22 protein-coding genes and 1 tRNA gene are annotated in these 25,837 nt (G+C 68.3%); 11 read left to right on the top strand and 12 right to left on the bottom strand.

Translation table 11 applies throughout. The annotated features are described in order from the left end of the window. Window positions 1–109 precede the first annotated feature (109 nt). The 4 genes from GLP40_RS03335 to GLP40_RS03320 all read right to left on the bottom strand — a co-directional run bounded on the left by GLP40_RS03335 (window position 110) and on the right by GLP40_RS03320 (window position 4,302). Window positions 110–463 (bottom strand): hypothetical protein, encoded by a 354-nt coding sequence (locus GLP40_RS03335; protein WP_196054516.1) that lies wholly within the window; start codon window positions 461–463, stop codon window positions 110–112. Window positions 464–593: 130 nt separating this feature from the next. Continuing rightward, on the bottom strand, window positions 594–1,715 hold the full coding sequence (locus GLP40_RS03330) for an ABC transporter ATP-binding protein (RefSeq protein WP_196054515.1): 1,122 nt from the start codon (window positions 1,713–1,715) through the stop codon (window positions 594–596). Continuing rightward, complete coding sequence (locus tag GLP40_RS03325) at window positions 1,712–3,190, bottom strand: ABC transporter permease (protein WP_154786407.1); 1,479 nt, start codon at window positions 3,188–3,190, stop codon at window positions 1,712–1,714. The genes GLP40_RS03330 and GLP40_RS03325 overlap by 4 nt, the downstream gene beginning before the upstream one ends. 89 nt (window positions 3,191–3,279) lie before the next feature. Continuing rightward, window positions 3,280–4,302: an iron ABC transporter substrate-binding protein gene (locus GLP40_RS03320; protein WP_154786252.1), complete on the bottom strand. Its 1,023-nt coding sequence runs from the start codon at window positions 4,300–4,302 to the stop codon at window positions 3,280–3,282. 180 nt (window positions 4,303–4,482) lie between these two features. Here GLP40_RS03320 and GLP40_RS03315 point away from each other — a divergent pair, with 180 nt between their 5' ends. Then, a complete protein-coding gene (locus tag GLP40_RS03315; RefSeq protein WP_154786251.1) occupies window positions 4,483–4,926 on the top strand; it encodes an Rv0361 family membrane protein in 444 nt (147 codons plus the stop codon). Window positions 4,927–5,044: 118 nt separating this feature from the next. Continuing rightward, window positions 5,045–6,340 carry a metallophosphoesterase family protein gene (locus tag GLP40_RS03310; protein ID WP_328289608.1) on the top strand — a complete coding sequence of 432 codons (1,296 nt, stop codon included), beginning with the start codon at window positions 5,045–5,047 and terminating at the stop codon, window positions 6,338–6,340. Window positions 6,341–6,383: 43 nt separating this feature from the next. Here the strand turns inward: GLP40_RS03310 and GLP40_RS03305 are convergent. Then, window positions 6,384–6,458 (bottom strand) — tRNA-Cys (locus GLP40_RS03305). A gap of 127 nt (window positions 6,459–6,585) precedes the next feature. Here GLP40_RS03305 and GLP40_RS03300 point away from each other — a divergent pair. Together GLP40_RS03300 and GLP40_RS03295 are read left to right on the top strand one after the other, a co-directional pair. Continuing rightward, window positions 6,586–7,128 carry a MarR family winged helix-turn-helix transcriptional regulator gene (locus GLP40_RS03300; RefSeq protein WP_154786249.1) on the top strand — a complete coding sequence of 181 codons (543 nt, stop codon included), beginning with the start codon at window positions 6,586–6,588 and terminating at the stop codon, window positions 7,126–7,128. A gap of 76 nt (window positions 7,129–7,204) precedes the next feature. Continuing rightward, complete coding sequence (locus tag GLP40_RS03295; RefSeq protein ID WP_154786248.1) at window positions 7,205–8,260, top strand: Hsp70 family protein; 1,056 nt, start codon at window positions 7,205–7,207, stop codon at window positions 8,258–8,260. A 64-nt stretch (window positions 8,261–8,324) separates the two neighbouring features. On the opposite strand, the gene GLP40_RS03290 is transcribed toward GLP40_RS03295, so the two are convergent. From GLP40_RS03290 to GLP40_RS03270, 5 genes are all read right to left on the bottom strand, one after another. Further along, complete coding sequence (locus tag GLP40_RS03290) at window positions 8,325–9,149, bottom strand: enoyl-CoA hydratase (RefSeq protein ID WP_154786247.1); 825 nt, start codon at window positions 9,147–9,149, stop codon at window positions 8,325–8,327. Next, window positions 9,149–10,048 (bottom strand): 3-hydroxyisobutyrate dehydrogenase, encoded by a 900-nt coding sequence (gene mmsB / locus GLP40_RS03285; protein ID WP_154786246.1) that lies wholly within the window; start codon window positions 10,046–10,048, stop codon window positions 9,149–9,151. Before mmsB ends, GLP40_RS03290 begins: the two co-directional genes overlap by 1 nt. Next, window positions 10,045–11,145, bottom strand: a complete 1,101-nt coding sequence (locus tag GLP40_RS03280; protein WP_154786245.1) for an enoyl-CoA hydratase/isomerase family protein — start codon at window positions 11,143–11,145, stop codon at window positions 10,045–10,047. The genes mmsB and GLP40_RS03280 overlap by 4 nt, the downstream gene beginning before the upstream one ends. Window positions 11,146–11,233: 88 nt before the next feature. Continuing rightward, the gene (locus tag GLP40_RS03275) at window positions 11,234–12,373 is read right to left on the bottom strand and encodes an acyl-CoA dehydrogenase family protein (RefSeq protein ID WP_154786244.1); all 1,140 of its coding nucleotides are present in this window, start codon (window positions 12,371–12,373) and stop codon (window positions 11,234–11,236) included. A gap of 3 nt (window positions 12,374–12,376) precedes the next feature. Then, complete coding sequence (locus GLP40_RS03270) at window positions 12,377–13,909, bottom strand: CoA-acylating methylmalonate-semialdehyde dehydrogenase (RefSeq protein ID WP_154786243.1); 1,533 nt, start codon at window positions 13,907–13,909, stop codon at window positions 12,377–12,379. 123 nt (window positions 13,910–14,032) lie between these two features. Between GLP40_RS03270 and icmF the strand changes: the two genes are divergently transcribed. From icmF to GLP40_RS03255, 3 genes are all read left to right on the top strand, one after another. Further along, the gene (gene icmF, locus GLP40_RS03265) at window positions 14,033–17,332 is read left to right on the top strand and encodes a fused isobutyryl-CoA mutase/GTPase IcmF (protein ID WP_154786242.1); all 3,300 of its coding nucleotides are present in this window, start codon (window positions 14,033–14,035) and stop codon (window positions 17,330–17,332) included. A 143-nt stretch (window positions 17,333–17,475) separates the two neighbouring features. After that, entirely contained in the window at window positions 17,476–18,537 is a 1,062-nt protein-coding gene (locus GLP40_RS03260; protein WP_230329160.1) for an amidohydrolase family protein, read from the top strand. A 91-nt stretch (window positions 18,538–18,628) separates the two neighbouring features. Next, the gene (locus GLP40_RS03255) at window positions 18,629–19,615 is read left to right on the top strand and encodes a methyltransferase (RefSeq protein WP_154786240.1); all 987 of its coding nucleotides are present in this window, start codon (window positions 18,629–18,631) and stop codon (window positions 19,613–19,615) included. Window positions 19,616–19,894: 279 nt separating this feature from the next. On the opposite strand, the gene GLP40_RS03250 is transcribed toward GLP40_RS03255, so the two are convergent. Next, complete coding sequence (locus tag GLP40_RS03250; RefSeq protein ID WP_154786239.1) at window positions 19,895–20,572, bottom strand: TetR/AcrR family transcriptional regulator; 678 nt, start codon at window positions 20,570–20,572, stop codon at window positions 19,895–19,897. A gap of 104 nt (window positions 20,573–20,676) precedes the next feature. On the opposite strand from GLP40_RS03250, the gene GLP40_RS03245 reads away from it, so the two are divergent. From GLP40_RS03245 to GLP40_RS03230, 4 genes are read left to right on the top strand one after another with little or no spacing between them, the layout of a single operon-like run. After that, the gene (locus GLP40_RS03245; protein ID WP_154786238.1) at window positions 20,677–21,513 is read left to right on the top strand and encodes an SDR family NAD(P)-dependent oxidoreductase; all 837 of its coding nucleotides are present in this window, start codon (window positions 20,677–20,679) and stop codon (window positions 21,511–21,513) included. A 23-nt stretch (window positions 21,514–21,536) separates the two neighbouring features. Continuing rightward, on the top strand, window positions 21,537–22,460 hold the full coding sequence (locus GLP40_RS03240; protein ID WP_154786237.1) for a ferritin-like domain-containing protein: 924 nt from the start codon (window positions 21,537–21,539) through the stop codon (window positions 22,458–22,460). Next, window positions 22,457–23,218 (top strand): NAD(P)/FAD-dependent oxidoreductase, encoded by a 762-nt coding sequence (locus GLP40_RS35010; protein ID WP_154786236.1) that lies wholly within the window; start codon window positions 22,457–22,459, stop codon window positions 23,216–23,218. The genes GLP40_RS03240 and GLP40_RS35010 overlap by 4 nt, the downstream gene beginning before the upstream one ends. Beyond that, window positions 23,215–24,750, top strand: coding sequence for a flavin-containing monooxygenase (locus GLP40_RS03230; protein ID WP_328289607.1), 1,536 nt, complete (start codon window positions 23,215–23,217; stop codon window positions 24,748–24,750). The genes GLP40_RS35010 and GLP40_RS03230 overlap by 4 nt, the downstream gene beginning before the upstream one ends. A 302-nt stretch (window positions 24,751–25,052) precedes the next feature. Here the strand turns inward: GLP40_RS03230 and GLP40_RS03225 are convergent, their stop codons facing one another. Further along, window positions 25,053–25,823 carry an SWIM zinc finger family protein gene (locus GLP40_RS03225; RefSeq protein WP_154786235.1) on the bottom strand — a complete coding sequence of 257 codons (771 nt, stop codon included), beginning with the start codon at window positions 25,821–25,823 and terminating at the stop codon, window positions 25,053–25,055. Window positions 25,824–25,837: the final 14 nt, after the last annotated feature.

Here is a 25,837-nt window from a genome sequence, read left to right as displayed (position 1 = left end):
AACGAGCAGCTATCTTCGGCCGAGATTAACAGCTGCCCGCTGCGTTAAGTCCGGGAAGTGGAGACGGTCACAGTCCGTGGGAGCGTGCGGACGCGGGCCCCGGAAAACGTCAGGCGCAGCGGAAACGGAAGGTCGCCAGCGGAGTGACGCCCGGCACCGAGGTGACCTGGAGCGCGGCGTCGCCGTCGAGCGCGCAGCCGATAGGGGTGCTGACCTGAACCCGGTAGCAGCCGAGCGCACCGGTATAGACGGCCGTGCCGTCGGTACCGGTGGTGACGGTGGCGACATTCGCGCCGCCGCCGCAGGGCGCGATATCGGCGGCCACACCCGCCATGGGGAACTGCTCGGGTCCGTACACCGCCTGCACCTTCACCGCCGGATCGGCGGGCGGCTCGGCGGCGGCCGGCGGTGCCAGCAAGCACGCGGCGGCGAGAGCGGATGTGGCGAGCAGTGTGCGGCGCACCGGGTCTCCTTCGGGACGGGCTGAGGCAGTTCGCCTCCACAGCCGACGATTCGGCCTCCGCGCCACTATAGGTACTTCCCCGAACCGATCGGTCACATTTCGGCAGCCGGATGGCCGCAGCGCCGATCGATCAGACCGCGGAGAACGCGTCCGGCACGTCCGCCGCGACCGCTGCGCTGGGTGACCGTCCGGCGGCGGCGCACTGTTCGGCGGTGAAAGCGACTGCGGCACCGAGGACTTCGAGGTCCACCCGGTCGCCGACCGTGGGCGCGTCCACACTCACCCGGCGCACCTGGATGAGTTCGCGGCAGCCGTCGAGGTCGAGGGTGAGCATGACGTCCGCGCCGCGGAATTCGAGAGCGCGCACGGTGGCACAACCGGTGTGGCCGTCGGTGGCGGCCCGCGCCAGCAACTGTTCGGGCCGCAGCATGACCGCGCCCGCGCCCGTGGGCGCGTTCACCTGCACGGGAATGCGGCCGAGGACGGTCTCGGCCGTCTCCGAGCCGATGGCGGCATCGAGAAGCACTGTGTCGCCGAGGAATCCCGCCGTGAACAGGTCCGCGGGGGCCGCGTACACCTGCTCGGGCGTGCCGACCTGGGTGAAGCGGCCCGAGCACATGACCGCCACCTGATCGGCGAAGGACAGCGCCTCCTCCTGATCGTGGGTGACCAGGATGCTGGTCATGCCCGCGGCGCGCAGGGCTTCGGCGACCGCGTGCCGGGTGGCGGCGCGCAGTCCGGTGTCCAGCGCGCTGAAGGGTTCGTCGAGCAGCATGAGGTCGGGTTTGCGGGCCATGGCGCGGGCCAGGGCGACGCGCTGCTGCTGCCCGCCGGAGAGCTGATGAGGACGCCGATCGGCATAAGACGGGTCCAGCGAGACCATCTCGAGCAGTTCGGCGACGTGCTGCCGGTGCTTGCGCCGCCCGCCGAAGCCGCCACCGAGCCCGTAGGCGATGTTCTGCCCGACGGTCAGATGCGGGAACAGCGCGCCGTCCTGTGCCACGTAGCCGATCCGGCGCCGATGCGGCGGCACGGAGAAGCCTTGGCGGGCAATGGTTTCCCCGCCGACCGAGACCGATCCGGCATCCGGGTTCTCGAATCCGGCGATCACCCGCAGCAGCGTGGTCTTCCCGCACCCGGAGGACCCGACCACCGCCGTGGCACTGCCGTCGGCCACGTCGAGGCTGATGCCGTCCAGCACCGGCGCCTGTCCGAAGGTCTTGCGAACCTGGTCTACGACAAGACGACTCACAATCCCGCCGCCTTCCTGGATTGGGTGAACAGCAGATAGGTGACCGGCACCGAGACGATGATCATGATCAGCGCGTACGGCGCGGCCGCAGCATAGTCCAGTTCGCCCGACAGCTGCCAGAACTGCATGGCGAGGGTGTCGGTGCCATTGGGGGCCAGCAGCAAGGTGGCGGTCAGTTCGGTGGCCACGGCCACGAACACCATGGCCGCCGCCGCGGCCGCCGCGGGCGCGGTGAGCCGCAGCGTGATCCGGAAGAAGGTGGCGGCCGGGGATTTTCCGAGTACCTGCGACGCCTCCTCCAGCCCCACCGGCACCTGGGCCAGCCCGGCGCGCACGCTCACCAGGGCGCGCGGCAGGAACATCAGGGTGTAGGCGGCCAGGATGGTCGCGGCCGTCTGATAGAGCGCGGGCAGCCAGCGAATCGAGACGGTCACCAACGCCAGCGCGATCACGATGCCCGGCAGCGAACTGGTGATGTAGTTGGCCCCTTCGATGATTCGCGCGAACCGCGAGGTGGAACGGACCGCGACCCAGGCCACCGGGAACGCGCACAGGGTCGTGATCACCGCGGCGGTGGCGGCCAAACCGATGGTCTGCGCGAGGGATTCGCCGATATCAGCGGTGTTCCACACCGCGGCGCCGCCGATCGTCAGCCAGCGCCCGATGGTCCACAGCGGCACCCCGAGCGTGGCCGCCAGCACGGCGGTCAGCAGCGTGAGCATGGGAATTGCGCCCAGGCCCAGCCGAATCCGGTTCGCGCCGCGCTGCGCACCGGCGCCGACCCGGGCGTAGCGGGCCCGTCCGCGCACGGCGGCCTCACCGGCCAGCAGCACCAGGCACAGCACCACGAGTACGCCGGAGAGCGTGCTGCCCGCCGCGCCCGCGAAGCTGGACTGGTACTGCTGGAAGATGGCGGTGGTGAAGGTGTCGAACCGGATCATGGCGAACGCGCCGTACTCGGCCAGCAGGTGCAGCGAGATCAGCAGTCCGCCACCGAGAATGGCCAGCCGTAGCTGGGGTAGCACGATGCGCGCGAATACGGCGACCGGCCCGGAGCCGAGAGCCCGAGCCGATTCCTCCACCGCGGGATCCAACCGCCGTAGCGTGGCGGCCGCCGGCAGGTACACCAGCGGGAAGTACGAGACCGTCGAGACGAGCACGCCCGCCCCCAACCCGTGCAGCGAGGGGATGGCGCTGACCCAGCCGTAGCTGTTGACGAAGGCCGGCACCGCCAGGGGGGCCGCGAAGATCGGCCCCCACCAGGCCGCGCCCGGCACGTCGGTGCGTTCGACGATCCAGGCCAGGCCCACGCCCAGCGCGACGCAGATCGGTACGGTCAGCACCACCAATTCGGCGGTGTTGCGCAGCAATTCGGCGACGCGCGGGCGGAACACCAGCTGTGCGGTCTCGTGCACTCCGGTCGAGACCAGGGTGGACACGATGTACCCCAGCGGCACGAAGGTCGCCGCCACCATGAGCAGGGCGGCGATCGTGACAAGGGAGCCGGGCCGGATCACCGGCGCCTTGGCGGCTCGTGTGGGTACAGCGGTCCGGACAGTCACGGTTACAGCAGACCCGCCTCGGTCATGAGCTGCGTGACCTTCTTGGCGTCCAGCTTGCTCGGGTCGATCTTGGGCGCGTTCAGCGAGGCCAGCGGCGGCAGCGCGGGGTTCGCCGCGACGTCGGAGGCCACCGGGTACTCCATGGAGTCACCGTCGCGCAGCACCTCCTGCCCCTTCTTGGAGGTGATGAAGTTCAGGAACTTCTGGGCGTTGGCCTGCTTCTTGCTCGACTTCAGCACGCCGCCGCCGGAAATAGAGACGAAGGCGCCCGGGTCCTGATTCTTGAAGTAGAACAGCTGGGTGTTGCCGCTGTTCTCCTTGGTCTTGGCCTGGTCGCGGTACCAGTAGTAGTGGTAGATCACGCCACCGTCGAACTGACCGGAGTTCACGCCCTTCATGACGGTGGTGTTGTTCTGCGAGATGATCGCGTTGTCCTTCATGCCCTTCAGCCACGCCTTCGTGGCATCCTCGCCCTTCTGGACGAGCAGGGCGGCCACGATGGCTTGGAAGTCCGCGCCCGAGGCGGCGCCGCTCCAGCGGCCCTTCCATTGGGGCTGCTGCAGATCCAGCAGCGACTTGGGCAGCTGGTCGGCGGGGAGCTTGGCGGTGTTGTAGACGAAAACGGTGGAGCGCGCGGCGATTCCGGTCCACTTGCCGGTGGAGGGGCGGAACTGGTCGGGCACCTGCGCGAGGGTGCCGGGGTCGACATCGGAGAACAGGCCGGCGTTCTCGACCAGCGCCATGGCCGGGGAGTTCTCGGTGAGGAAGACATCGGCGGGCGAGTTCTTGCCCTCGGCCACGAGCTGGTTGCCCAGGTCGGTGTCACCGCCGTTGCGGATGGTCACCTTGATGCCGGTGTCCTTGGTGAAGGCGTCGATCCACTCCTTGGTGAGAGATTCGTGCTGCGCGTTGTAGACCAGGATCTCGTTGTCGTCCTTGGACGAGTTCGAGCAAGCCGTGGTCGCGCCGAGCACCGCGATCGCCGCCAGTGCACCGGACACCAGTTTCCATCGAGCCGCCGTCATGACCGTCCTTTCCTCACCCCAGGCTCGCCCCTGAGGTTTGCCTAACCAACGTACAGTTCCATATCGCGGGTTCGAATGCCACCCCACCAATCGACTGGAAATCGCTGTAGTCTGCGTGCGTTCCGGGGCACGGCCCCGGACGGACAGCAACGAAGATCGGCCGGAGTCGTAAGGATCTCGATGAGCTTGCAGCGGCGTACCCCCTTGACCATCGGACTCGGCGTGGCAGCCGCGGTGCTCGTGGCCGGTGGCATCGCCACCGCGGTGACGTTGAACGGCAAGGACTCCGGAGCCGGCGACGACAAGCGGATCGAGACCGCGGTACGTGACTTCTACGGCGCGCTCTCCTCGGGCGGGGCGTCGCAGGCCGTCGGCAAGACCTGCGCGGGCGACCGCGCCCAGTACGACGCGCTCCCGGAAGCCCAGAAGAAGGCCATGGATCAGGGCAAGGTCTCCATGAAGGTCGATTCGGTCGAGGGCATCACCATCACCGGCGACCGTGCCACCGCCATCACCCTGGGCACCCTCACCCTGCCCGGCACCGCCGACAGCAAGCGCTCGACCAATGAACACCTGCGCAAGGAAGACGGCGCATGGAAGGTCTGCTCCACCGACGCCAAGTAGGACGATCATGAGCTGCTGCGGGCCGAATCGACGACAGGTTCTCGGCCTCCTGGCGGCAGCCGCGGCACTGCCCATGGCGGGGCCGGCAACGGCTCGGGCACAGGCGGGTTCGCTCGTGGTGACCGATCTCGAGGTCGTCACCATTACCGAACAGTCGGCCGCGTTCACCTGGACGACCCTGGGCCCGGACGCCAATGGGAACACCGTGCCCGTCGAGACCGACAGCGAGGTGTGGCTCGGTCCCGCGGACGGATCCGGACCGCGGCAGATCTTCGGCGACCCGCAGCCGACCGCCTACCATTACGCGGAGGTCACCGGCCTCGAACCCGGGCGCGCGTATCGATTCGAGGCGCGCTCGCGGGGCATTCCGGCCGCGCCCGCGCTGAATGTGGCCACGCGCGTGCCGAATACGCCGGAATCGCAAGGGGTCTTCACCACCCTGGTGCCGCCGCCGGGGCGGCTGCTGCGAACCATCGCCCTATCCAATGACATTCACTACGGCGAGGAGATCAGCGGGCTGATCGCCGCGGGCCTGCCGCCCGGTGTGCGCCAGGAGCCCGGTCTCCCACCGTATCCCGAGGTCATGCTGACCGCGCTGCTCGACGATATGCACCGACCCGACCGTGCCGTCGACCATCTGCTGCTCGCCGGTGACCTCACCGCCGAGGCCACCCCCGACCAGGTGCGCGGCGTCCACGCCCAGCTCGCGACCTGGGGTGCGCCCGGCCGGGACTGGTTCGCCGCCCGCGGCAATCACGATCGCCCGCACCCGGGCCCCGACTACGCCAGCTGCACCCCGTATCTCGACCGCCACGACTGCTGGGGCGATTCCTTCAGCGCCAGACAACAATTGGTGTCCCATGAGATCGGCGGGCTACGTCTGATCGCCCTGGATACCACCCAGCTCGACGCCCCCGGCGGTACCCTGGACCGGGCCCAGCTCGACCAGCTGCGCGAGCTGCTCACCGGCGACCCGGACCGGCCCACACTGGTTTTCGGCCATCACCCGGTCACCACCGAGTCCGGCTGGTCCAACATCGCGGGCCCCAGCTTCATTCTCGACGCCGCGAATGCCGCCGAGCTGCAATCGATCTACCGGTCGGCGCCCGGCGTCTTCCTGCACCACTCCGGGCACACCCACCGGAATCGCCGCACGCACGCCGATCTGCCGATCCCGGTCGAATTCCTGGAAGTCGCGGCGGCCAAGGAATATCCGGGCGGTTACATGCTGCTGCGCCTCTACGAAGGCGGCTACATGCTGAATTTCCACAAGACCCGCACCGAGGCCGCGCGGCGCTGGAGCACGCGCTCCCGGGGCGAATATTTCGGTCTGCTACCCGAATACACCCTTGGCACGACGGCCGACCGCAATTTCGTGGTGCCGCGCGACCTCACCGGCGTGATGTCGATCTGAAGGCCGGAACGCCTCCCGTGAATGCGCGGGAGGCGCTCTTCGATGGAGCGACCGACGGGACTCGAACCCGTGTGACAGGCTTTGCAGGCCTGCTCCTGACCAACTCGGACACAGCCGCATCGTGTCACCAATAGTGCGGCGAATCGGGCCCGCGGACGAGGTTTCGAATCACCGTGATTTCTATGCGCCCCGCGGATCGGCTCGGCGCTGCGGCCGCGCGGTTCGTGACGTGCGATGATCGGGACATGTCTCGACCACGTCCGCTGCCGCTCGATCCGATCGAGGAGGCGCACCGTCAGTGGATCGAGCACGGCTGGGGCGATGTGGCCGACGGAATGGCGGCGGTGACGTCGCTGGTGCGGGCACAGCAGATCGTCATGGCGCGGGTGGACGAAGCGCTGCGGCCGTCCGGTTTGACCTTTTCGCGGTACGAGCTACTCATGCTTCTGAGTTTCAGCAAAACCGGCGCGCTGCCCATGGCGGTGGCCAGTGCCCGTCTTCAGGTGCATCCCACCTCCGTCACCAACACGGTGGATCGGCTGGAGGCGGCGCAGTTGGTGAAACGTGTGCCACATCCCAGTGACCGGCGGGCGACGCTCATCGAAATCACCGATGCCGGAAGAGAATTGGTAGCGAAGGCCACCACCGAGCTGAACCGGCGAGTTTTCGCCGAGGCCGGACTGCCGCCGGAACGATTGCAGCTGCTGCTGCAATTGCTGGCGGAGTTCCGGCAGGCGGCCGGCGATTTCGATCCGGGTAGCTCCCCCACACGGTGGGCCGGTCAGTAACCGTTCAGCGACCCAGCAGCCAATTTCCTGCGTCATAGTCTTGGCTTCGGCCCGCGAAAGGTTCACCATTGAGGCCATGGTGCTGGTCCTCGGGGTGTCGGCGGGCGCTGCTGGCGCACGCGCCATGCTCACCCATTCCGACCAGCCTCACCTGCCTCCCATCGATCGGTGCAAGGTCCTGCGCCGGGCCGGCGGCGGAAGCATGGAGGAGGCGGTCTTCGAGGCCATTGCGCAGATGCGGAAGTCGGCGGCCGAACGGGACGAGTTCATCACCGGCGTCGCGGTGACCTGCCGCTGCTCCACCCACGCCGAGGCCATCCGCACCGCCGCGGGCCGCAATCGCCTCACCGTCATCGACGAGCCGGTGGCCCAGCTCAGGTATCTCAGATTCACCGGCAAGCTGCCCACCGAGGGTTCGATCCTGCTCTACGACCTGGGCGCTTCCGGGCTGACCCTCACCCAGATCGACTGCCGAACCGATGCCGTCCTCGCCACCAAGCGCAGCACCGTGCTGGGCGGTGACGGCCACGATGCCCTGCTGCGCTGGATGCTCACCCGCGGCGGCGTCACCCTGGACCTGGCCACCGCCCGCCGCCAGAAGGAGGCGCTGGCCTCCGAGCGGGTACTGGCCGTCTGCGACCCGATCACCGGGCAGCGCACCGTGGTCACTCGCAGTGATTTCGCCGAACTCGTCGAAGCGGGCATTCATCACTCGGCGTCCTTCGTCCGGCACATGATCGACGAGACCGGCATCCGGCCCACCCGCATGGCTCTCCTGGGTGGCTGCACCCGCAACAAGAGCATTCGCGACGAGCTGAAACAGCAGCTGGGCTACCCGCTCATCTACGATCCCGAACCCGAATTCGTCTCCACCCGCGGCGCGGTCCTGCTGGCCGCCGAACGCCCGTCGGCACGCAGCATCCGCAGCGTCCACCTGCCTCCCGCCGCCAACCTCCCCGAGCCCCCCGCCCCCGCCCCCGTCTCCCGCCGCAAACTCGTTGCGGCAGTGGCGGTCACCGCCACCCTGAGCGGCGCCATCGTCGGCGGGCTGGCCATGAACCGCGACGGCGGCGGCCACACCGACGGCAAACCCCCAACCGTCGAAGTAGTAGGCCCGCCCAAACACGGCTGAAACCCACCATGCCCCGATGCCGTCGGGCAGCGGGGCATGAGAGCTTCGAGAGTGGGTGGCGCGCCTACTTGTTGGTGAAGTTCGCGGGCCGCTTCTCGACGAAGGCGGTCATGCCTTCCTTCTGGTCCTCGGTCGCGAACAGCGAGTGGAAGACGCGGCGTTCGAAGCGAAGGCCCTCGGTGAGGGTGGTCTCGAAGGCGCGGTCGACGGCTTCCTTGGCGATCATGACCGACGGCAGCGACATGGCGGCGACGGTCTCGGCGACCTCCATGGCCGTGGCGACGAGGTCGGCGGCCGGGACGATGCGCGAGACCAGGCCCGCGCGCTCAGCTTCCTCGGCATCCATATTCCGGCCGGTGAGAATGAGATCCATGGCCTTGGCCTTGCCGACGGCGCGGGTGAGGCGCTGGGAGCCGCCCATGCCGGGGATGACGCCGAGCTTGATCTCGGGCTGCCCGAACTTGGCGGTGTCGGCGGCGAGCAGGATGTCGCACATCATGGCGAGTTCGCAGCCGCCGCCGAGGGCGTAGCCGGCGACCGCGGCGATGATGGGCTTACGGAACGCGACCAGTCGATCCCAACCGGAGAAGTGGTCGGTCAGGAACATGTCCATATAGGACTTGGACTGCATCTCCTTGATGTCCGCGCCGGCCGCGAAGGCCCGGTCGGACCCGGTCAGCACCACGGCGCCGACTTCGTCGTCGTTCTCCAGCTCGTCCAGTGCCGCGGAAATGTCGGCCAGGACCTGCGAGTTCAGCGCGTTGAGGGCCTTCGGCCGATTCAGCGTGATGAGGGCGACGCGCCCCTTGCGCTCCAGCAGAATGGTCTCGAAGTCGGGCCCACCCGTCGCCTCACCACCCCTCACCGAATCGCTACGCGATGCAGTCATCAGTCTTCCTCTCCCGATCGCTTGCGGATATCGGTGACGATAGCCGAGAAGTCCTTGCCCGCTTCGTCCTGGTTGAAGCGGGTGTAGATCTCCGCTGCCAGCTGCCCGATCTGGCCGTCGACGCCGTTGGCGCGCAGCGCGTTCGCCGCCAGGACCAGGTCCTTGGCCATGAGCGCGGTCGCGAAGCCGGGTTTGTAGTCGTTGTTGGCCGGGCTGGCCGGAACCGGTCCGGGCACCGGGCAATACGAGGTCAGCGCCCATGACTGCCCCGACGCGGTGGATACCACGTCGAAGAACTTGTCGTGTGTGAGACCCAGCTTCTCGCCCAGCACAATGGCTTCCGACAGACCGATCATGGAGATGCCCAGCAGCATGTTGTTGCAGATCTTGGCGGCCTGGCCCACGCCGGCGCCGCCGCAGTGCACGACCTTGCCGCCCATGATCTCCAGCAGCGGCAGGGCGTCGGCGAAGTCGGAGGCCGCGCCGCCCACCATGAAGGTGAGGGTGCCCGCCGCCGCGCCCGCCACACCGCCGGAGACCGGGGCGTCGAGGGCCCGATGTCCCGCTGCCGCAGCGAGTTCCGCGGCCTGCTTGGCATCGGCGACGTCGATGGTGGAGCAGTCGACGAACAGCGTGCCCGGCTTCGCGGCCGGGAGGATCTCGCCGTAGAGGTCCAGCACGATGCGGCCGTTGGGCAGCATGGTGATAACGATGTCGGAGGCCGCGACGGCCTCGGCGGCGGTGGCGACCACGGTCGCCCCGTCCTGGCGCGCCTGATCCTGCGCGGCGGGCACGGGATCGAAGGCCAGGACGTCGTATCCGGCCTTGACCAGGTTGGCGGCCATCGGGCCGCCCATGTGCCCGAGACCGAGGAATCCGATCTTGGTGTTGGTGCTCATTGCTCGTCCTTCGGTGCGGCCAAACCCAATTCGCGATCGCCGAGCGCGCCGAAGTAGGCGTCGACGTCGGCCTCGGTGACGTCCGCCAGGGTGGCGGGCGACCATTGCGGGTTGCGGTCCTTGTCGATGACCTGGGCGCGAATGCCTTCCACCAGGTCGTGGGTATTGAGGGAGGCGACGGAGACCCGGTATTCCTGGTTCAGCGCCGCTTCGAGATCGGCGGCCCGGCGCGCGTCACGCAGCGAGCGCAGCGTGACCTTCAGTGCCACCGGCGATTTCGATTCCACGTCGTCGGCGGCCTTGGCGGCCTCGTCCCGGCCGTCGATCCGCAGCCGGTGCACGATCTCCTCGACGGTGTCCGCGCTGTAGCAGGAGTCGATCCATTCCTGCTGTGCCGCGAACTCCGAGACCGGGGCGGGCTGCGCGAACTTGGCGATGGCCACGTCGACCTCGGTGGTGGCCAGCGCCTCCAGCAGCGCCGGAATGTGCTCGGACGGCACGAAGTAGTCGGCGAAGCCGGCCACGATGGCGTCACCGGCGGACATGCGTGCGGTGGTGAGCGCGACATGGGTGCCGATCTCGCCCGGCGCGTGCGCCAGCAGCCAGGTGCCGCCCACATCCGGGATGAAGCCGATGCCGGTCTCGGGCATGCCGACCATGGACCGCTCGGTCACGATGCGGTGCGACGCGTGCCCGGACAGGCCGACGCCGCCGCCCATGACGATCCCGTCCATGACCGCGACGTACGGCTTCGGGTAGCGCTTGATCAGCGCGTTGAGGATGTACTCGTCGCGCCAGAACTTCCCGCTCGGCGAGTCGGCCGCGACCTGCGGCGAATCACCTTGCGACACGGTCGCCTTGGCGTCGTTGTAGATGGCGACGATATCGCCGCCCGCGCACAGTCCGCGCTCGCCCGCGCCGGTGAGCACCACCGCGCGCACCTGGTCGTCGTCGGCCCAGGCCCGTAGCGCGTCCAGGATGGTCAGCGCCATGGGGTGATTGAGCGCGTTGATGGCCCGCGGCCGGTTGAGCGTGATCAGGCCGAGGCCGTCACGCTTCTCGATCAACACCTCGGGTTCGTTCACGGCTGCGCTCATGCTGTTTCCTTTCTGGCGCGCACAAGGTGCTCCATGGTCACGCGGGCAAGCGCGGGGAGGCGGAGCGCCGCCTCCGGGTCCTGACCGTTCACGCCGCCCCTACCACCGAGCGGGCGACGACCACCCGCATGATCTCGTTCGTACCCTCGAGAATCTGATGCACCCGCAGGTCGCGAACGATCTTCTCGATGCCGTATTCGGCCAGGTAACCGTAGCCGCCGTGCAGTTGCAGGGCCTTATTGGCCACCTCGAATCCGGCATCGGTGGCGAACCGCTTGGCCATGGCGCACAACTCCACCTTGTCGGGGGCGTCAGCGTCGAGGGCGGCCGCGGCCCGCCACAGCAGAGTGCGGGCGGCCTCCAGCGAGGTGCGCATATCGGCGAGGTCGAATTGCAGGGCCGTGTTGTCCAGCAGCCGGGAGCCGAAGGCCTTGCGCTGGGACATGTAGGCCACGGTCCGGTCGAGCGCGGCCTGTGCCCCGCCCATCGAGCAGGCGGCGATATTGAGCCGCCCGCCGTTGAGCCCGTTCATGGCGATGCGGAAGCCATTGCCCTCCGCACCGAGCAGGTTGGCCGCCGGAATCCTGGCGTCGTCGAGAATGACCTGCCGGGTGGGCTGGGCGTTCCAGCCCATCTTCTTCTCATTGGCACCGAAGGACAGTCCGGGCGTATCGGCCGGGACGATGAAGGCCGAGATCCCGCGCGCCCCTTCGTTTCCGGTCCGCGCCATGATCACGTACACATCGGTGCTGCCCGCGCCGGAGATGAACTGCTTGACCCCGGTGAGCAGGTAGTCGTCGCCGTCGCGCACGGCCTTGGTGCTCAGGGCCGCCGCGTCGGAGCCGACGCCCGGCTCGGTGAGCGCGTAGGACGCCAGCAGGTCCATGGAGGTCAGCCCCGGCAGCCACCGATTGCGTTGCGCCTCATCGCCGTAGGTGTCGATCATCCACGTCGCCATATTGTGGATGGAGATGTAGGCGGCCACGGCCGGGCAGCCGGTGGCCAGCTGCTCGAAGATGCGCACGGCGTCCAGCCGCCGCAGCTGCGAGCCGCCCACGTCCTCGCGCACGTAGATGCCGCCCAGGCCGAGCGAGCCCGCCTTGCGCAGCACGTCCACCGGAAAGTGCTTGCGCTCATCCCATTCCAGGGCGTTGGGCGCGAGCAGCTCGTCGGCGAAGGAGCGGGCGGTCTCGACGATCGCCTTCTCGTCGTCGTCAAGTACGAACATCGGTCAGTCCATGGTCGGGATGACGAAGGCGTTGGCGGCCGAGCTCGCGGAGCCGTCCGAAAGCACGGCCTCCTTTCGACCCGAGGGCCAGCGCTGCGTCACCGTCTTGGTCTTGGTGTAGAAGCGGATCGAGTCCGGGCCGTGCTGGTTGAGATCGCCGAAGCCGGAGCGCTTCCAGCCGCCGAAGGTGTGGTACGCGATCGGCACCGGGATCGGGACATTGATGCCGACCATGCCGACCTGCACGCGGGCGGCGAAGTCGCGGGCGGTGTCGCCATCGCGGGTGAAAATCGCGACGCCATTGCCGAATTCGTGCTCGCTGGGCAGGCGCAGCGCCTCCTCGTAGTCCTTGGCGCGCACCAGGGCCAGTACCGGGCCGAAGATCTCTTCCCGGTAGATCCGCATCTCCGGGGTGACGTGGTCGAACAGCGAAGCGCCCGCGAAGAATCCGTCCTCGCCGCCCTCCACGACCAGGCCGCGGCCGTCGATCACCAGCTCCGCGCCCTCGTCGACGCCGATCTGGACATAGTTGTTCACCCGGTCCACGCCGTCGCGGCCGACCAGCGGGCCGAAGTCCGCGCCCGGATCGTCGGAGACGCCGACATTGAGCTTGTTGATGCGCTCGATGAGCTTGGCGCGCAGGCGATCCGCGGTCTCCTCGCCCACCGGCACGGCGACCGAAATGGCCATGCAGCGCTCACCGGCCGAGCCGTAGCCCGCGCCGACGAGCTGGTCGGCCACATCGTCGAGGTCGGCGTCGGGCATCACGATGGCGTGGTTCTTGGCGCCGCCGAAGCACTGCGCGCGCTTGCCATTGGCGGTCGCGGTCTCGTAGATGTACTGCGCGATCGGGGTGGAGCCGACGAAGCCGACGGCCTTGATGCGCTCGTCGTGCAGCAGCGTGTCCACGGCCTCCTTGTCGCCGTTGACCACATTGAAGACGCCCGCGGGCAGTCCGGCCTCGAGGAACAGCTCGGCCAGCCGCAGCGGTACCGAGGGGTCGCGTTCGGAGGGCTTGAGCACGAAGGCATTACCGCAGGCCAGCGCCGGACCGGCCTTCCACAGCGGGATCATGGCCGGGAAGTTGAACGGGGTGATGCCCGCGACCACGCCCAGCGGCTGCCGCATGGAGTACACGTCGATGCCGGTGCCGGCGCTCTCGGTGTACTCGCCCTTGAGCAGATGCGGAATGCCGACGGCGAATTCGATGACCTCGAGCCCGCGCTGGATGTCGCCCTTGGCGTCGGCGATGGTCTTGCCGTGCTCGCTCGACAGCAGCGCGGCCAGCGAGTCCATCTCGTCCTGCACCAGCGTCAGGAACTTCATGAGCACCCGGGCTCGCTTCTGCGGGTTGGTGGCGGCCCAGGCCGGCTGCGCTGCGGCGGCGTCGGCGATGACCGCCTCGACCTCACTCTTGCTCGCCAGCGGCACCCGTGCCTGAACCTGTCCGGTGCTGGGGTTGAAGACATCACCGAAGTTGCCCGAAGTTCCCGGGACGTGCTTGCCGCCGATGAAATGGGTGAGTTCGCGAACCATGCCAGTCCTGTCTCGATGCTTGCGCGCCGATTGCGCGGTCTGTGGCGATCCTATAGTTGGACTTCCAAGTATTGGCTGTGGGATAATTCACAGCACCTACAGGCTCTCCGTGCGGAGGATGGCATGCCCGACTTGCATGTCCCGGTCAATCCAGTGCGGTTCGTGACCGCAGCAGCGCTGTTCGATGGCCATGACGCGGCCATCAACATCATGCGAAGAATCCTTCAGGCCCAGGGAGCCGAGGTGATTCATCTAGGGCATAACCGGTCCGTACGCGAAGTCGTGGACGCGGCCGTCACCGAGGACGTGCAGGGCGTAGCCGTCAGCTCCTACCAGGGCGGGCACATCGAGTACTTCGAGTACCTGGCCCAGGCTTTGAAAGAGGTCGGGGCCGGACACGTCAGAATCTTCGGCGGAGGCGGCGGGGTGATCATTCCCGAGGAGATCGCGCGGCTGGCGAAGTCGGGGGTGACCATCTTCTCGCCCGAAGACGGGCAGCGGCTCGGCCTGCCGGGAATGATCAATCAGCTGATTTCGGTTTGCGACGTGGATCTTTCGCGGACGCCCCCCAGGATGGAGGCGGTGCTGAGCGGGGATCGGGCGGCGCTGGCACGGACGCTCACCTGCTTGCAGCAGGGAAACCTGCCGGAGGCGGATCTGGCGGCGCTGACGGCGGCGGCCTCCGGACGGCAGGTGCCGGTGCTGGGCATCACGGGCACCGGTGGTTCCGGAAAGTCCTCTCTGACAGACGAACTCGTGCGGCGGCTGCGCACCGATCAGCAGGACAAGCTGCGGGTCGCGGTGCTGGCGGTGGACCCGACGCGGCGACGCGGCGGCGGCGCACTGCTGGGCGACCGGATCCGGATGAACGCCCTCGATGGCGAGCGGGTGTATTTCCGGTCCCTGGCCACCCGGGGCGAACACGAACTGCCACACGATATCGACGCCATGGTGCTCGCCTGCAAGGCAGCGGGATTCGATCTGGTGATCCTCGAGACGCCCGGCATCGGGCAGGGCGACGCGGCCATCGCCGAGCACGTGGATGTGTCGCTGTATGTGATGACGCCGGAGTTCGGGGCGGCCTCCCAGCTCGAGAAGATCGACATGCTCGATTACGCGGACGTGGTGGCGATCAACAAGTTCGAACGGCGGGGAGCCGAGGACGCACTGCGCGACGTGTCGCGGCAGCTATTGCGCAATCGCGAGGAATTCGACGCCGCACCCGAGGACATGCCGGTATTCGGCACCAGCGCGGCGACCTTCAACGATGACGGGGTGACGGCGCTCTACCAGCACCTGAGCGGGCTGCTGGCCGAGCATGGGCTGCCGTTGCAGGAGGGCGTGCTGCCGCGCGTCGAGACCCGCGCCTCGACGCGTTTCGCGCAGATCATTCCGCCCGCGCGGGTGCGGTACCTGGCCGAGATCGCCGAGGCGGTGCGGGATTACCACGCGGAGACGACGCGGCAGCTCGAAGCGGCGCGGCGCGTCCAACGCTGGGAGCAGGCGCTCGCGGAACTGACTTCTCCTCCGTCATCCGGGGAGGCTTCGCTTCCGTCATCCCGGCCCGCTTTCGGCCGGGATCCAGAGGTGGATTCCGGCCGAAGGCACGCCGCGATGACGGAAGTGGCGGCGTTGCTGGACCAGGCGCGAGCCACTCTCACACCCGAGAATGCCGCGTTGCTGGCGCAGTGGCCCGCGGTTGCCGCGTCGTATCGGGGTGACGAGCAAGTCGTGCGGGTCCGGGATCGAGAATCGCGGACCGCCCTGCGACGGGAAACCCTCTCCGGCACTTCGATTCCCCGGGTCGCGCTCCCCCGTTTCACCGATCATGGTGAGTTGCTGCGGTTCCTGCGCTCGGAGAACCTGCCGGGGAGCTTCCCGTTCACGGCCGGGGTGTTCCCCTTCAAGCGCGACAATGAGGATCCGGCGCGCATGTTCGCGGGCGAGGGCGATGCCTTCCGCACGAACCGCCGGTTCAAGGTGCTCTCCGAACACGCTGAGGCCACACGGCTTTCGACCGCCTTCGACTCGGTGACGCTCTACGGGCACGATCCGGCCGAACGCCCCGATGTCTACGGCAAGGTCGGTACTTCCGGGGTGTCCATTGCCACGCTGGAGGATATGAAGGCGCTCTACGACGGCTTCGATCTGGACGCACCGACCACCTCGGTGTCCATGACCATCAACGGTCCCGCGCCGACGATCCTGGCCTATTTCCTCAATACCGCCATCGATCAAGCGGCCGAGGAGTTCTCGGCCGAGCAAGGGCGCGAACCCACGCCCGCGGAGGCGGCCGACCTGCGCGCCCGCACCCTGGCCACCGTGCGCGGCACCGTGCAGGCCGACATTCTCAAGGAGGACCAGGGCCAGAACACCTGCATCTTCTCCACCGAGTTCAGCCTGCGCATGATGGCCGATATCCAGGAGTGGTTCGTGCGCAACGGCGTTCGCAACTTCTACTCGGTGTCCATCTCCGGCTACCATATCGCCGAGGCGGGGGCGAACCCGATCAGCCAGCTGGCCTTCACCCTGGCCAATGGGTTCACCTATGTGGAGGCCTATCTGGCGCGCGGCATGGACATCGACGATTTCGCGCCCAACCTGTCGTTCTTCTTCTCCAATGGCATGGACGCCGAATACTCGGTGATCGGCCGGGTGGCGCGGCGCATCTGGGCGATCGCCATGCGCGACAAGTACGGGGCCAACGAACGGTCGCAGAAGCTCAAATACCACATCCAGACCTCCGGGCGGTCGCTGCACGCACAGGAGATGAGCTTCAACGACATTCGCACCACGCTGCAGGCACTCATCGCGGTGTACGACAACTGCAACAGCCTGCACACCAATGCCTATGACGAGGCTGTCACCACACCGACCGAGGAATCGGTGCGCCGGGCACTGGCCATCCAGCTCATCATCAACCGGGAGTGGGGGCCCGCCATGAACGAGAACCCGCTGCAGGGCAGCTTCATCATCGACGAGCTCACCGACCTGGTGGAGGAGGCGGTCCTACGGGAGTTCGAGCGGATCAGCGAGCGCGGCGGCGTGCTGGGCGCCATGGAGACCGGGTATCAGCGCGGCCGCATCCAGGACGAGTCCATGCTCTACGAGCGACGCAAGCACGACGGCAGTCTGCCCATCATCGGGGTCAACACCTTCCGCAATCCGCATGAGGAAGATCATCGGGCGCTGGAATTGGCGCGCGGCACCGAAGCGGAAAAACAGTCCCAGCTGCGACGAGTCCGCGAATTCACCGATCGGCATCGGGAGGACGCGCCGGCGGCGCTGGCCCGGCTCGCGGCGGCCGCGGCGAGCGACGAGAACGTTTTCGAGGTTCTGATGGATGCCGCACGAGTGTGCACACTCCAGCAGGTCACCGATACTTTCTTCACTGTGGGCGGTCAGTATCGACGCAATGTGTGAGCCGCGTCCCCCTCGCCGGGCGCGGCACAGCCGTTCCGGCGCAGCCCTTCCCGATGTCCGATTTCATGGCCCGGGAGGGGCCGACGTGGAAGAATCCGGGACAGGCTGACCCAGACGGAAGGCACCCCATGGACTTGGCGGGCATGACTGTCGTGGACGCGCACATTCATCAGTGGGATCCGCTGACCACCCCACGCGAGTTCAGCGGGCTGGCGAAGCTGTTGCGCTACGTGCCGGTGCCCATGGATCTGGCCAAACGGCTGGCCCCGCGGCGCGATCGCGAATTCGTCGGGGATCCAACGCCTTTCGTGTATCCCTACCTGCCACGCGACTATCGCGCCGACGCCGGGGACGTGCCGGTCGAGGCCATCGCGCACATCGAGGCGGAGTGGATCGGCACGGGGCCGCTCGGGCCCGCCGACGAGACCCGGTGGGTGGCCAGCCTGCCGTTCGGCGTGGACACCCCGGCGCTGGGCGCGGTCCTGGGCGCGGCCGACCCCACCGCACCCGAATTCGCCGAACTTCTCGACGCGCACCGAGCCGCCTCGCCACTGTTCCGGGGCATTCGCACCCGCGTCGAATACCACCCCGACTCGCAGGTGCGCGCGACCCGCAAGACGCCGGGGCTGCTCACCTCCCCCGCCTTCCTGGACGGGTTCGGCGCGCTCGCCGACCGGGGGCTCGTCTTCGAGGCATGGGTGTACTCCGGGCAGCTGCCCGAGGTGTCGGCACTGGCCGAGCGTTATCCCGAAACCACCATCGTGCTCAACCATCTCGGCACGCCCGCGGGAATTTTCGGGCCGGTCGGACGCGATACCGGACAGCATCCGGGGCAGCGGCGCGAGCTGTTCGTTCGCTGGTGCGACGACCTCACCGCCCTCGCCCAGCACGCCAATGTGGTGTCCAAGGTCAGCGGGCTGATGATGCCCATCCTCGGGCACCCCGTGCCGCGGCGCGGCGAGCCGACGCCGGTTCCGGTGCTGCTGGAACGGATTTCGCCGATGCTGGAACACGCGCTCGACGTGTTCGGGGCCGACCGGCTCATCTGGGGCTCGAATTTCCCGGTGGACAAGCCGATTACGAGCATTCCGAACGCCGCGGACGCGGTGGCCACCGCGCTGGCCGGGCACGGGGCCGACGACAAGGCCATCGAACAGGTCTTCCGCCGCAATGCCGAACGGATCTACCGGATCGACGTGCTCTGAGTCCCGCTCACAGGAATTCGCGCGTCCCCACCGGACGGATTTTCCGGTGTCTGCCGTTGCCGGAGGATCGCTGTGGCTATCGTGATGCGCCATGGATCGGATCCTGCGGATCGGAATGGGTTTCTGGGAGTCCCGGACCCTGCTCAGCGCCGTCGAACTCGGGGTGTTCACGGTGCTCGGGCACCGGCAACTGACCGCCGAGCAGTTACAGCGCGAACTAGGCCTGCATCCACGGTCCGCCCGTGACTTCCTCGACGCGCTGGTGGCCATGGACATGCTGCGGCGCAGCGACGACCGCTACGCCAATACCGCCGACACCGCCACCTATCTGGACAGCACCGGCAGCGAGTACATCGGCGGCTTCCTGGAGATGGCGGCGGCGCGGCTGTACCCCTTCTGGGGCGGGCTCACCGATGGGCTGCGCACCGGTAGGCCGCAGAACGAGACCCGCGACGGCGGGGACTTCTTCGGCACCCTCTACCGGGATCCACAGCGGCTCTATGACTTTCAGCGCGCCATGACCGGGCTGTCGCTGCCCAGCGCGCACGCCATCGCGGAGGTGTTCCCGTGGCACCGCTGGAAGACGGTGGCCGATATCGGCACCGCCCAGGGCGCGCTGCTGCGCACAGTGCTGGAAACCAATCCGCACCTGCACGGCATCGGCTACGACCTGCCGGCGGTCGAGCCCATCTTCACCGAATACAATGCGCCGGTGGAGGATCGGATCACCTTCCGGCCCGGCGACTTCTTCACCGACGAGCTGCCCGAGGCCGACGTCCTGGTCTTCGGTCACATCCTGCATGACTGGGACCTGCCCACCAAGCTCATGCTCCTGGAGAAGGCCCACCGCGCCCTCCCCGACGGCGGCGCCATCCTCGTCTACGAATCCCTCATCGACGATGGTCGCCGCACCAACCTCTCCGGTCTGCTCATGAGCCTGAACATGCTCATCGAAACTCCCGGCGGCTTCGACTACACCGCCGCCGACCTCCGAGGCTGGCTGGCCGACACCGGTTTCCGCGACCCCCGCACCGCACATCTCGCCGGCCCCGAATCCATGGTCTGGGCAGTGAAGTGACAGTCGGCCCGCGCCCGGCCGAAGATCGGCGACGCCCTGGCCGGCGGGGTCTTCGCGCCATGGAAGACCGCCGCCCACAGCTTCTGCGACCTTCCGACGGGCCGCCCCTCCCGATCGCCGAAGCAGCGGGATGATCTCGGGCGGCCGGGCTTTCGCATGCGATCGTCCTCTGGTCGCGGTGGTCTCCGGGCCATGCGGACCATGTCGGCCGCTCCGGCCCGGTCGGCCGACATTCCTCCCTCCCGTCGGCCGACGAGACCGAGGAGGGGGATGTCGGCATCAGCCGGGTAGCGCCAGGTACTGCGCACCGAGAAGGTCGGCGGTGTGGCTGACATGGTCGATGATGCGGGCCGCGTCGGCGTCGACGGCGCCGGTGCGCCAGGCGGTCAGGAGTTCGATGAAGCCGCCGATGCCCATGACAACGCCCATGCGCAGATCGGATTCGTCGACACCGGGGCGCAGGTAGGGGCGTGCGGTGGCGATGAGCAGATCGGTGGCCTCGGTGAGCATGGCGGCCCGGCGCTCCTCGAGCACCCGGCTGCCCGCGTGATCGCCGAACAGGATGCGCGAGGGCCCCTCCGACTGCAAGGCGACCGCGCGGGCGATGGCCAGGTGCAGAATGCCCAGCGCCGGATGCTCGAGGTTCTCGGCGACCACGACCGAGAGTTCGGCCAGCACTCGGAAACCGACCTCGTCCCAGACCGCGCCGAGCAGTTCGTCGCGGTCGGCGAAGTGCTCGTAGAAGTAGCGGTCGTTGAGGCCCGCGCGAGTGCACACGCCGCGCATGGTCACTGCGGCCCAGCCGTTGTCGAGCCAGATGTCCAGCGCCGCCGCGATCAGCCGCTCACGACGTTCGGCACGGCGTTCCTCCTGTGTGCGACCGCCCCAGGTGCCGCCGCGCCGGGTGGGCGCGGGCCCTGAAGGCACATCGGCGGCCGCCGGTGCGGGCACGTCCATAGTTGACAAAATAGCGCACCGGGAGCCTAATTGGTGGCAGGTGCGGCCAGTGGTGGCACACGCCACCAATTGGCTGCCCGGACGGCACGGCCCCGGGAGTTCCCATGCGACTCAATCCCTTCTGCGGATCCCGCCGCACACAGCAGGCGGACGCGGTGGTGACCGGCGCGGGCAGCGGCATCGGCCGCGGCTTCGCCCTCGAGATCGCCAAGCGCGGCGGGCGTGTCGTCTGCTCCGACATCGACGCCGACCGCGCCCGCGAGACCGTCGACATGGTCGGCGACTCGGGCGGAAAGGCCTTCGACACCGTCTGCGACGTGAGCAGCCTCGACCAGGTGGCCGCCCTGGCGAACACCGCCGAGGAATGGTTCGGCAAGAGCCCCGACCTGGTGATCAACAACGCGGGCATCGGCCGCGGCGGCACCCTCATCGGCGAAACCCCGCCCGCCGAATGGCATCAGGTCCTCGACGTCAACCTATGGGGCGTCATCCACGGCTGCCATGTCTTCGCGCCCCAGCTGCGCGCGGCCGGGCACGGCTCGATCGTGAACGTGGCCTCCGCGGCCGCCTTCGGCTCCGCGCCCCGCATGGCCGCCTACAACGTGAGCAAAGCCGGGGTGCTGGCGCTGTCGGAGACACTGGCCGCCGAACTGTCCGGCACCGGCGTCACCGTCACCGTGCTGTGCCCCACCGGCGTGCGAACCAACATCCTGGAAGGCGTGTCGCTCGGCGACGAGACCGTCCAGCTCTGGGGCGATCGCCTCATCCGCTGGACCGGACGCCCGCCCGCATCGATCGCCCGCGCCACCCTCGACGCGGTGGATCACGGTCAGCTGTACGTGGTCCCGCAGCTCGAGGCCAAGGCGATCTGGCAGTCCAAGCGACTGCTGCCCGAGACCTACACCCGCGCCGCCGGATTGCTGGAGCGGCTGGTGCGGTAGCCACAGCGGCAAGGAGTTGAACAATGGCGTTCGCGTATTCCGACATGCTCGGTGTCATCCAGGATCGGCAGTGGGCGCTGGCCGATGTCGACTGGGGCGCACCGGGAGCCGAACTCATCACCGAGGAGCAGCGGCCCGCGCTGACGACCTTCATGGCCGATCTGGTGTGGATCGAGCACGTAGGCGCGCGCGGGTTCGCGGCGCTCACGCTGCGAGCCCCGGACGGACCGCTCAAGGAGATCTACCGGTACTTCCACGCCGAGGAGCAGAAGCACGCCAATGCCGAACTGGCGCTCATGCGTCGCTGGGGCATGCTCGACGGCGACGCGATGCCGGTGCCCAACAAGAACATCCGGCTCGTCATCGAATGGCTGGACCGGTACGGGGACGGACTGTCGCTGCCGGTGCTGGGCACGGTGATTCCCTCACTGGAATGCGCCCTCGACGGCGCGCTGGTGAAATTCCTGCTGGACGAGGTGCGGGATCCGCTGTGCCACGAGGTGTTCCGGCACATCAACAGCGACGAGTCCCGGCATCTGGCGGTCGGCTTCCAGGTGCTCGAGCAGCTCGGGGCAGGGCCGCTGCGGCGAATCGCCATCGAGACCGCCGGTTTCGCGCTGCGCCCCACCCTCCTGCTGGGCGCGCTGCTCTATACGCCGCTGCTGTCACGCATGTCCGCCAACATCATGGCAATGGGGCTGGACGAGGAGAAGCTGTGGAATGCCGTGCGGCGCTATGAGAAAGCCGGTGACCGCAGCCCTGACATCAAGCGCGTGCCGCTCTACCACGTGGTTCGCCTGCACGGCATGGCCACCATCAACCACTGGCAGCCGATCCAAGGCATCAACGACGCGCTGAACAGGGCCATCGACCACTTCCCCGTGCGCGCGCTGCGCCACGCACCGTCCTGGTCCAAGGCCCTGACCTACGAGCCGGTGGCGAAATGACCGCGCCGATCCGCCGGAGCGACCCGGGCAGAACCCGCGACGCCTACACCGGTCCGCAAATCCATTGCACCCGTTGGCGGGACCAGCAGGAGCTGGACCACCTGCACGTCGCGGTCGTCGGCGGCGGCGCGGCACTGGCCAGGGTGGTTCCGCCCGTCGTCGCCCGGGCCCGCAGAGTGACCGTCTTCCACCATGATCCGGTCTGGATCCTGCCCATCCCGCCGCTCCCGGGAGCGCGGCTGCTGCTCGGCCGATTGCCCGCCGACTTCCTCGGGTCGCTGCCCGCCCACTCCGCGCCGTCCCTGCCCGAAGCCCCGTCCGGATCGGCCAACCACACGGCGGCGTCCGCCCCGTCGCACCCGGTCGGCGCGGGCACCGCCCCGCGCCCCAGCCCACTGACGGTCGAATCCTCGGTGCGGCAAGGTCTCTCGCCCCGGAAACCAGCGCGGCGACCGATTCTCGTCGCCGTCGGCGATTCTGGGCTGGACCTGCTGCGCTGGTGCGGGCGGCAGGCGCTGCGACAGGCCGCCGCGGTGAATCTGCGGGCGCAGGTCGGGGATTCGTGGGAGCGACGGCAGCTGACACCCGATCGGCCCGCCGCGGTGCGGGTGCACAGTCGCTACTACCGGGCCCTGCGGCAGCCGAACTGCCGCCTCATCAGCTGGCCCATCGCCCGGCTCGCGCCGCTCGGCATACGGACCGTGGACGGGGTCGAGCATCAAGTGGACTGCATCATCTACGCGGAGGACGCATCGTGACACATACCGTCGTCGACCACGAGGTCGTCATTGTGGGTGCGGGATTCTCCGGCATCGGGACCGCGATCGCCCTGCGCAAGGCCGGATTCGACGACTTCGTCATGATCGACGAGGCCGACGGCGTCGGCGGCACCTGGCACTGGAACACCTATCCGGGTATCGCCGTGGACATTCCGTCGTTCAGCTACCAGTACTCGTTCGAGCAGCGACGGTCCTGGTCGCGGGTGTACGCGCCCGGACGGGAACTGAAGGCGTACGCCGAGTACTGTGTGCGGAAGTACGGCCTGCGACCGCGGATCCGGTTCGGCACCACCATCGCCCGCGCCGACTTCGACGACGCGCTGCATCTGTGGCGGGTGCGCACCACCGACGGGGACGCGCTCACCTGCCGATACCTGATCGGCGCGACCGGGGTGCTGACCCGGCCCAAACTGCCGGATATTCCGGGCGCGGAACGGTTCCGGGGCACGATGATGCACACGGCGCGCTGGGATCACGGCATCGATCTGCGTGGCAAGCGGGTCGGCATCATCGGCACCGGGGCCTCGGCCATCCAGATCATTCCCGAGATCGCGCCCGAGGTATCGGAACTCGTTGTGTTCCAGCGCACTCCGATCTGGTGCCTGCCCCGGCCGGACGCGCCCATGCCGCCCGTCGCACGGGCGCTCATGCGGCTGCCCGGCGGACAGTTCCTCACCCGCTGGCTCAGCCAGGCGTTCGTGGAGCTCACCTTCCCGCTCTCGGCGCACTACTACAAGGTGCTGCCGGTGGTGAAGCTCGGCGAGCGCACCGGGCTGGCACACCTGCGCGACCAGGTGCACGATCCGGTCGTGCGCGAGCAGCTCACGCCGAAGTACGCGCTCGGCTGCAAACGGCCGTCGTTCTCCAACGACTACCTGAAGACCTTCAACCGCGAGAACGTCACGCTGGAAACCGATCCCATCACCGAGATCACGGCCAATGGCTTGCGCACCGCCGACCGCCACCACCGGGTCGACGTGCTCATCATGGCCACCGGCTTCAAGGTCATGGAGTCCGGCAATATGCCCACCTTCGATGTGCACGGCAGCGGCGGCGTGCGCCTCGAGGACTGGTGGGACACCCACCGCCTGCAGGCCTACGAGGGCGTCAGCGTGCCCGGCTTCCCCAACTTCTTCACCATCATCGGCCCCTACGGCTACAACGGCGCGTCCTATTTCACGCTCATCGAGATGCAGACCACCCACATCCTGCGCCTGCTCCGCAATGCCCGCCGCCGCGCCGCCACCCGCATCGAGGTCACCCCCGAGGCCAATGACCGCTACTTCCAGGAAATGCTCTCCCGTCGCGGCACGCAGGTCTTCTGGCAGGACAGCTGCGCTCTCGCCAACTCCTACTACTTCGACAAGAACGGTGATGTCCCCCTGCGCGCCATGAGCACCCCCGAAGCCGCTTGGCGCGCCGCGCATTTCGACCTGAAAGACTACCGCTTCGCATCCCTCGACGAACACCGCGCCACCCGCCACCCGACAGCCCGCACCGCCACCGCCTGATCCTCCCGCACCGCACGGCACGGCAGCCACGGCCGACGCTCCCGTGCGCACGGGCGCTCACTCGGCGCTGTCCGGGAGGATTCGAGCCGTCCGCGACGGCGACACGATGCGCGGCTCGCCGTTGCCGGGCCTGCGGACCGGCGACTCACCCCGGTGGCGGAAATCCACGGGGGCCGGACGGCCGATGGCGGTCACGGAGTGGATCTGATGGCCGAGGCGATAGCGATCGGCCGAAGCGGTGGCGGCGCGAGGTCAGCGCTGTCGGCGAAAGCGGCTGCCGCAACAGGCCGCGAATCGGGCGCTCAGGTGCTCGAGGAGCGGTAGAGGGCGCGGAGTTGGCGGAGTGCGGCGGCGACGGACTGCTCATCTTCGGCCGTCATGCGGAGCGCCTGTCGAAGCAGGACGGCGTCGAGATCGTCCGGGGCCGGGCTGAATTCGGGCTCCGGAAGATTCGGGAGAGCTGCGTCGTCGCCGTAGAGATCGGTGGATTCGGTGGGCGGGCCGATACGCTGGACGCTGCCGATGAGGGCGTCCAACTCGATGCCGCGCAGGGTGAGGAGTTCGCTCGGGCGCTCATCGAGGCGTTCGGCGATGACATAGCAGACGGCCGCCGTGTGCTTGCACGGCCAGCCGGAATCCGGGCAGCTGCACGAGAAATCGAGCTCCGACACGGTCGTGGGGAGCAGCAGCGGGCCGAGGGCCCGAGGCAGGGTGCCGGCGGCGATCTCGCCCAGCATGCCGGGGGTGGCGCGGACCAGGTCCACCAGTTCCTCGAGGCGGTCGTCGCGCAGCTGACGCAGGGCCAGCACCGAGATGAACGGGCGAGGTTGGCTGCCTTGCACTTCCGCGCTCACGATGCCCGGCTCGAGGCGGTAGTTCACGACCTGACCCGTGCGGGCATAGGAGCGACCCCGGGCGAGGCGGCCCGCGTCCGCGACATGCTCGACGGACTCCAGAAACGAACGGCCCCACCAGGTTCGGGCGAACGCGGCGCCGCGCCGGCTGCGCGCCCGCACGCCGCCTCGCACCGGCCGCCGATCACCGAACTCGCTGAAATCGATATACGTGTTCATGAATTCGTCCTCCC

The sequence above is a fragment of the Nocardia aurantiaca genome, from assembly GCF_009708175.1.
Classification (GTDB): Bacteria; Actinomycetota; Actinomycetes; order Mycobacteriales; family Mycobacteriaceae; genus Nocardia; species Nocardia aurantiaca.
The sequence above is the reverse complement of the archived record's forward strand: the minus strand, read 5'-3'. Positions and strand labels throughout refer to the sequence as shown.

Bases quoted from the DNA above. Each gene is read 5' to 3' on its own strand.
- GLP40_RS03325 (WP_154786407.1), bottom strand. From the start codon at position 3,190: ATGGTGGCGGCGACCTTCGTGCCGCTGGGGTACATCGTGTCCACCCTG.
- GLP40_RS03320 (WP_154786252.1), bottom strand. From the start codon at position 4,302: ATGACGGCGGCTCGATGGAAACTGGTGTCCGGTGCACTGGCGGCGATC.
- GLP40_RS03315 (WP_154786251.1), top strand. From the start codon at position 4,483: ATGAGCTTGCAGCGGCGTACCCCCTTGACCATCGGACTCGGCGTGGCA.
- GLP40_RS03300 (WP_154786249.1), top strand. From the start codon at position 6,586: ATGTCTCGACCACGTCCGCTGCCGCTCGATCCGATCGAGGAGGCGCAC.
- GLP40_RS03295 (WP_154786248.1), top strand. From the start codon at position 7,205: ATGGTGCTGGTCCTCGGGGTGTCGGCGGGCGCTGCTGGCGCACGCGCC.
- GLP40_RS03290 (WP_154786247.1), bottom strand. From the start codon at position 9,149: ATGACTGCATCGCGTAGCGATTCGGTGAGGGGTGGTGAGGCGACGGGT.
- mmsB (WP_154786246.1), bottom strand. From the start codon at position 10,048: ATGAGCACCAACACCAAGATCGGATTCCTCGGTCTCGGGCACATGGGC.
- GLP40_RS03280 (WP_154786245.1), bottom strand. From the start codon at position 11,145: ATGAGCGCAGCCGTGAACGAACCCGAGGTGTTGATCGAGAAGCGTGAC.
- GLP40_RS03275 (WP_154786244.1), bottom strand. From the start codon at position 12,373: ATGTTCGTACTTGACGACGACGAGAAGGCGATCGTCGAGACCGCCCGC.
- GLP40_RS03270 (WP_154786243.1), bottom strand. From the start codon at position 13,909: ATGGTTCGCGAACTCACCCATTTCATCGGCGGCAAGCACGTCCCGGGA.
- icmF (WP_154786242.1), top strand. From the start codon at position 14,033: ATGCCCGACTTGCATGTCCCGGTCAATCCAGTGCGGTTCGTGACCGCA.
- GLP40_RS03260 (WP_230329160.1), top strand. From the start codon at position 17,476: ATGACTGTCGTGGACGCGCACATTCATCAGTGGGATCCGCTGACCACC.
- GLP40_RS03255 (WP_154786240.1), top strand. From the start codon at position 18,629: ATGGATCGGATCCTGCGGATCGGAATGGGTTTCTGGGAGTCCCGGACC.
- GLP40_RS03250 (WP_154786239.1), bottom strand. From the start codon at position 20,572: ATGGACGTGCCCGCACCGGCGGCCGCCGATGTGCCTTCAGGGCCCGCG.
- GLP40_RS03245 (WP_154786238.1), top strand. From the start codon at position 20,677: ATGCGACTCAATCCCTTCTGCGGATCCCGCCGCACACAGCAGGCGGAC.
- GLP40_RS03240 (WP_154786237.1), top strand. From the start codon at position 21,537: ATGGCGTTCGCGTATTCCGACATGCTCGGTGTCATCCAGGATCGGCAG.
- GLP40_RS35010 (WP_154786236.1), top strand. From the start codon at position 22,457: ATGACCGCGCCGATCCGCCGGAGCGACCCGGGCAGAACCCGCGACGCC.
- GLP40_RS03225 (WP_154786235.1), bottom strand. From the start codon at position 25,823: ATGAACACGTATATCGATTTCAGCGAGTTCGGTGATCGGCGGCCGGTG.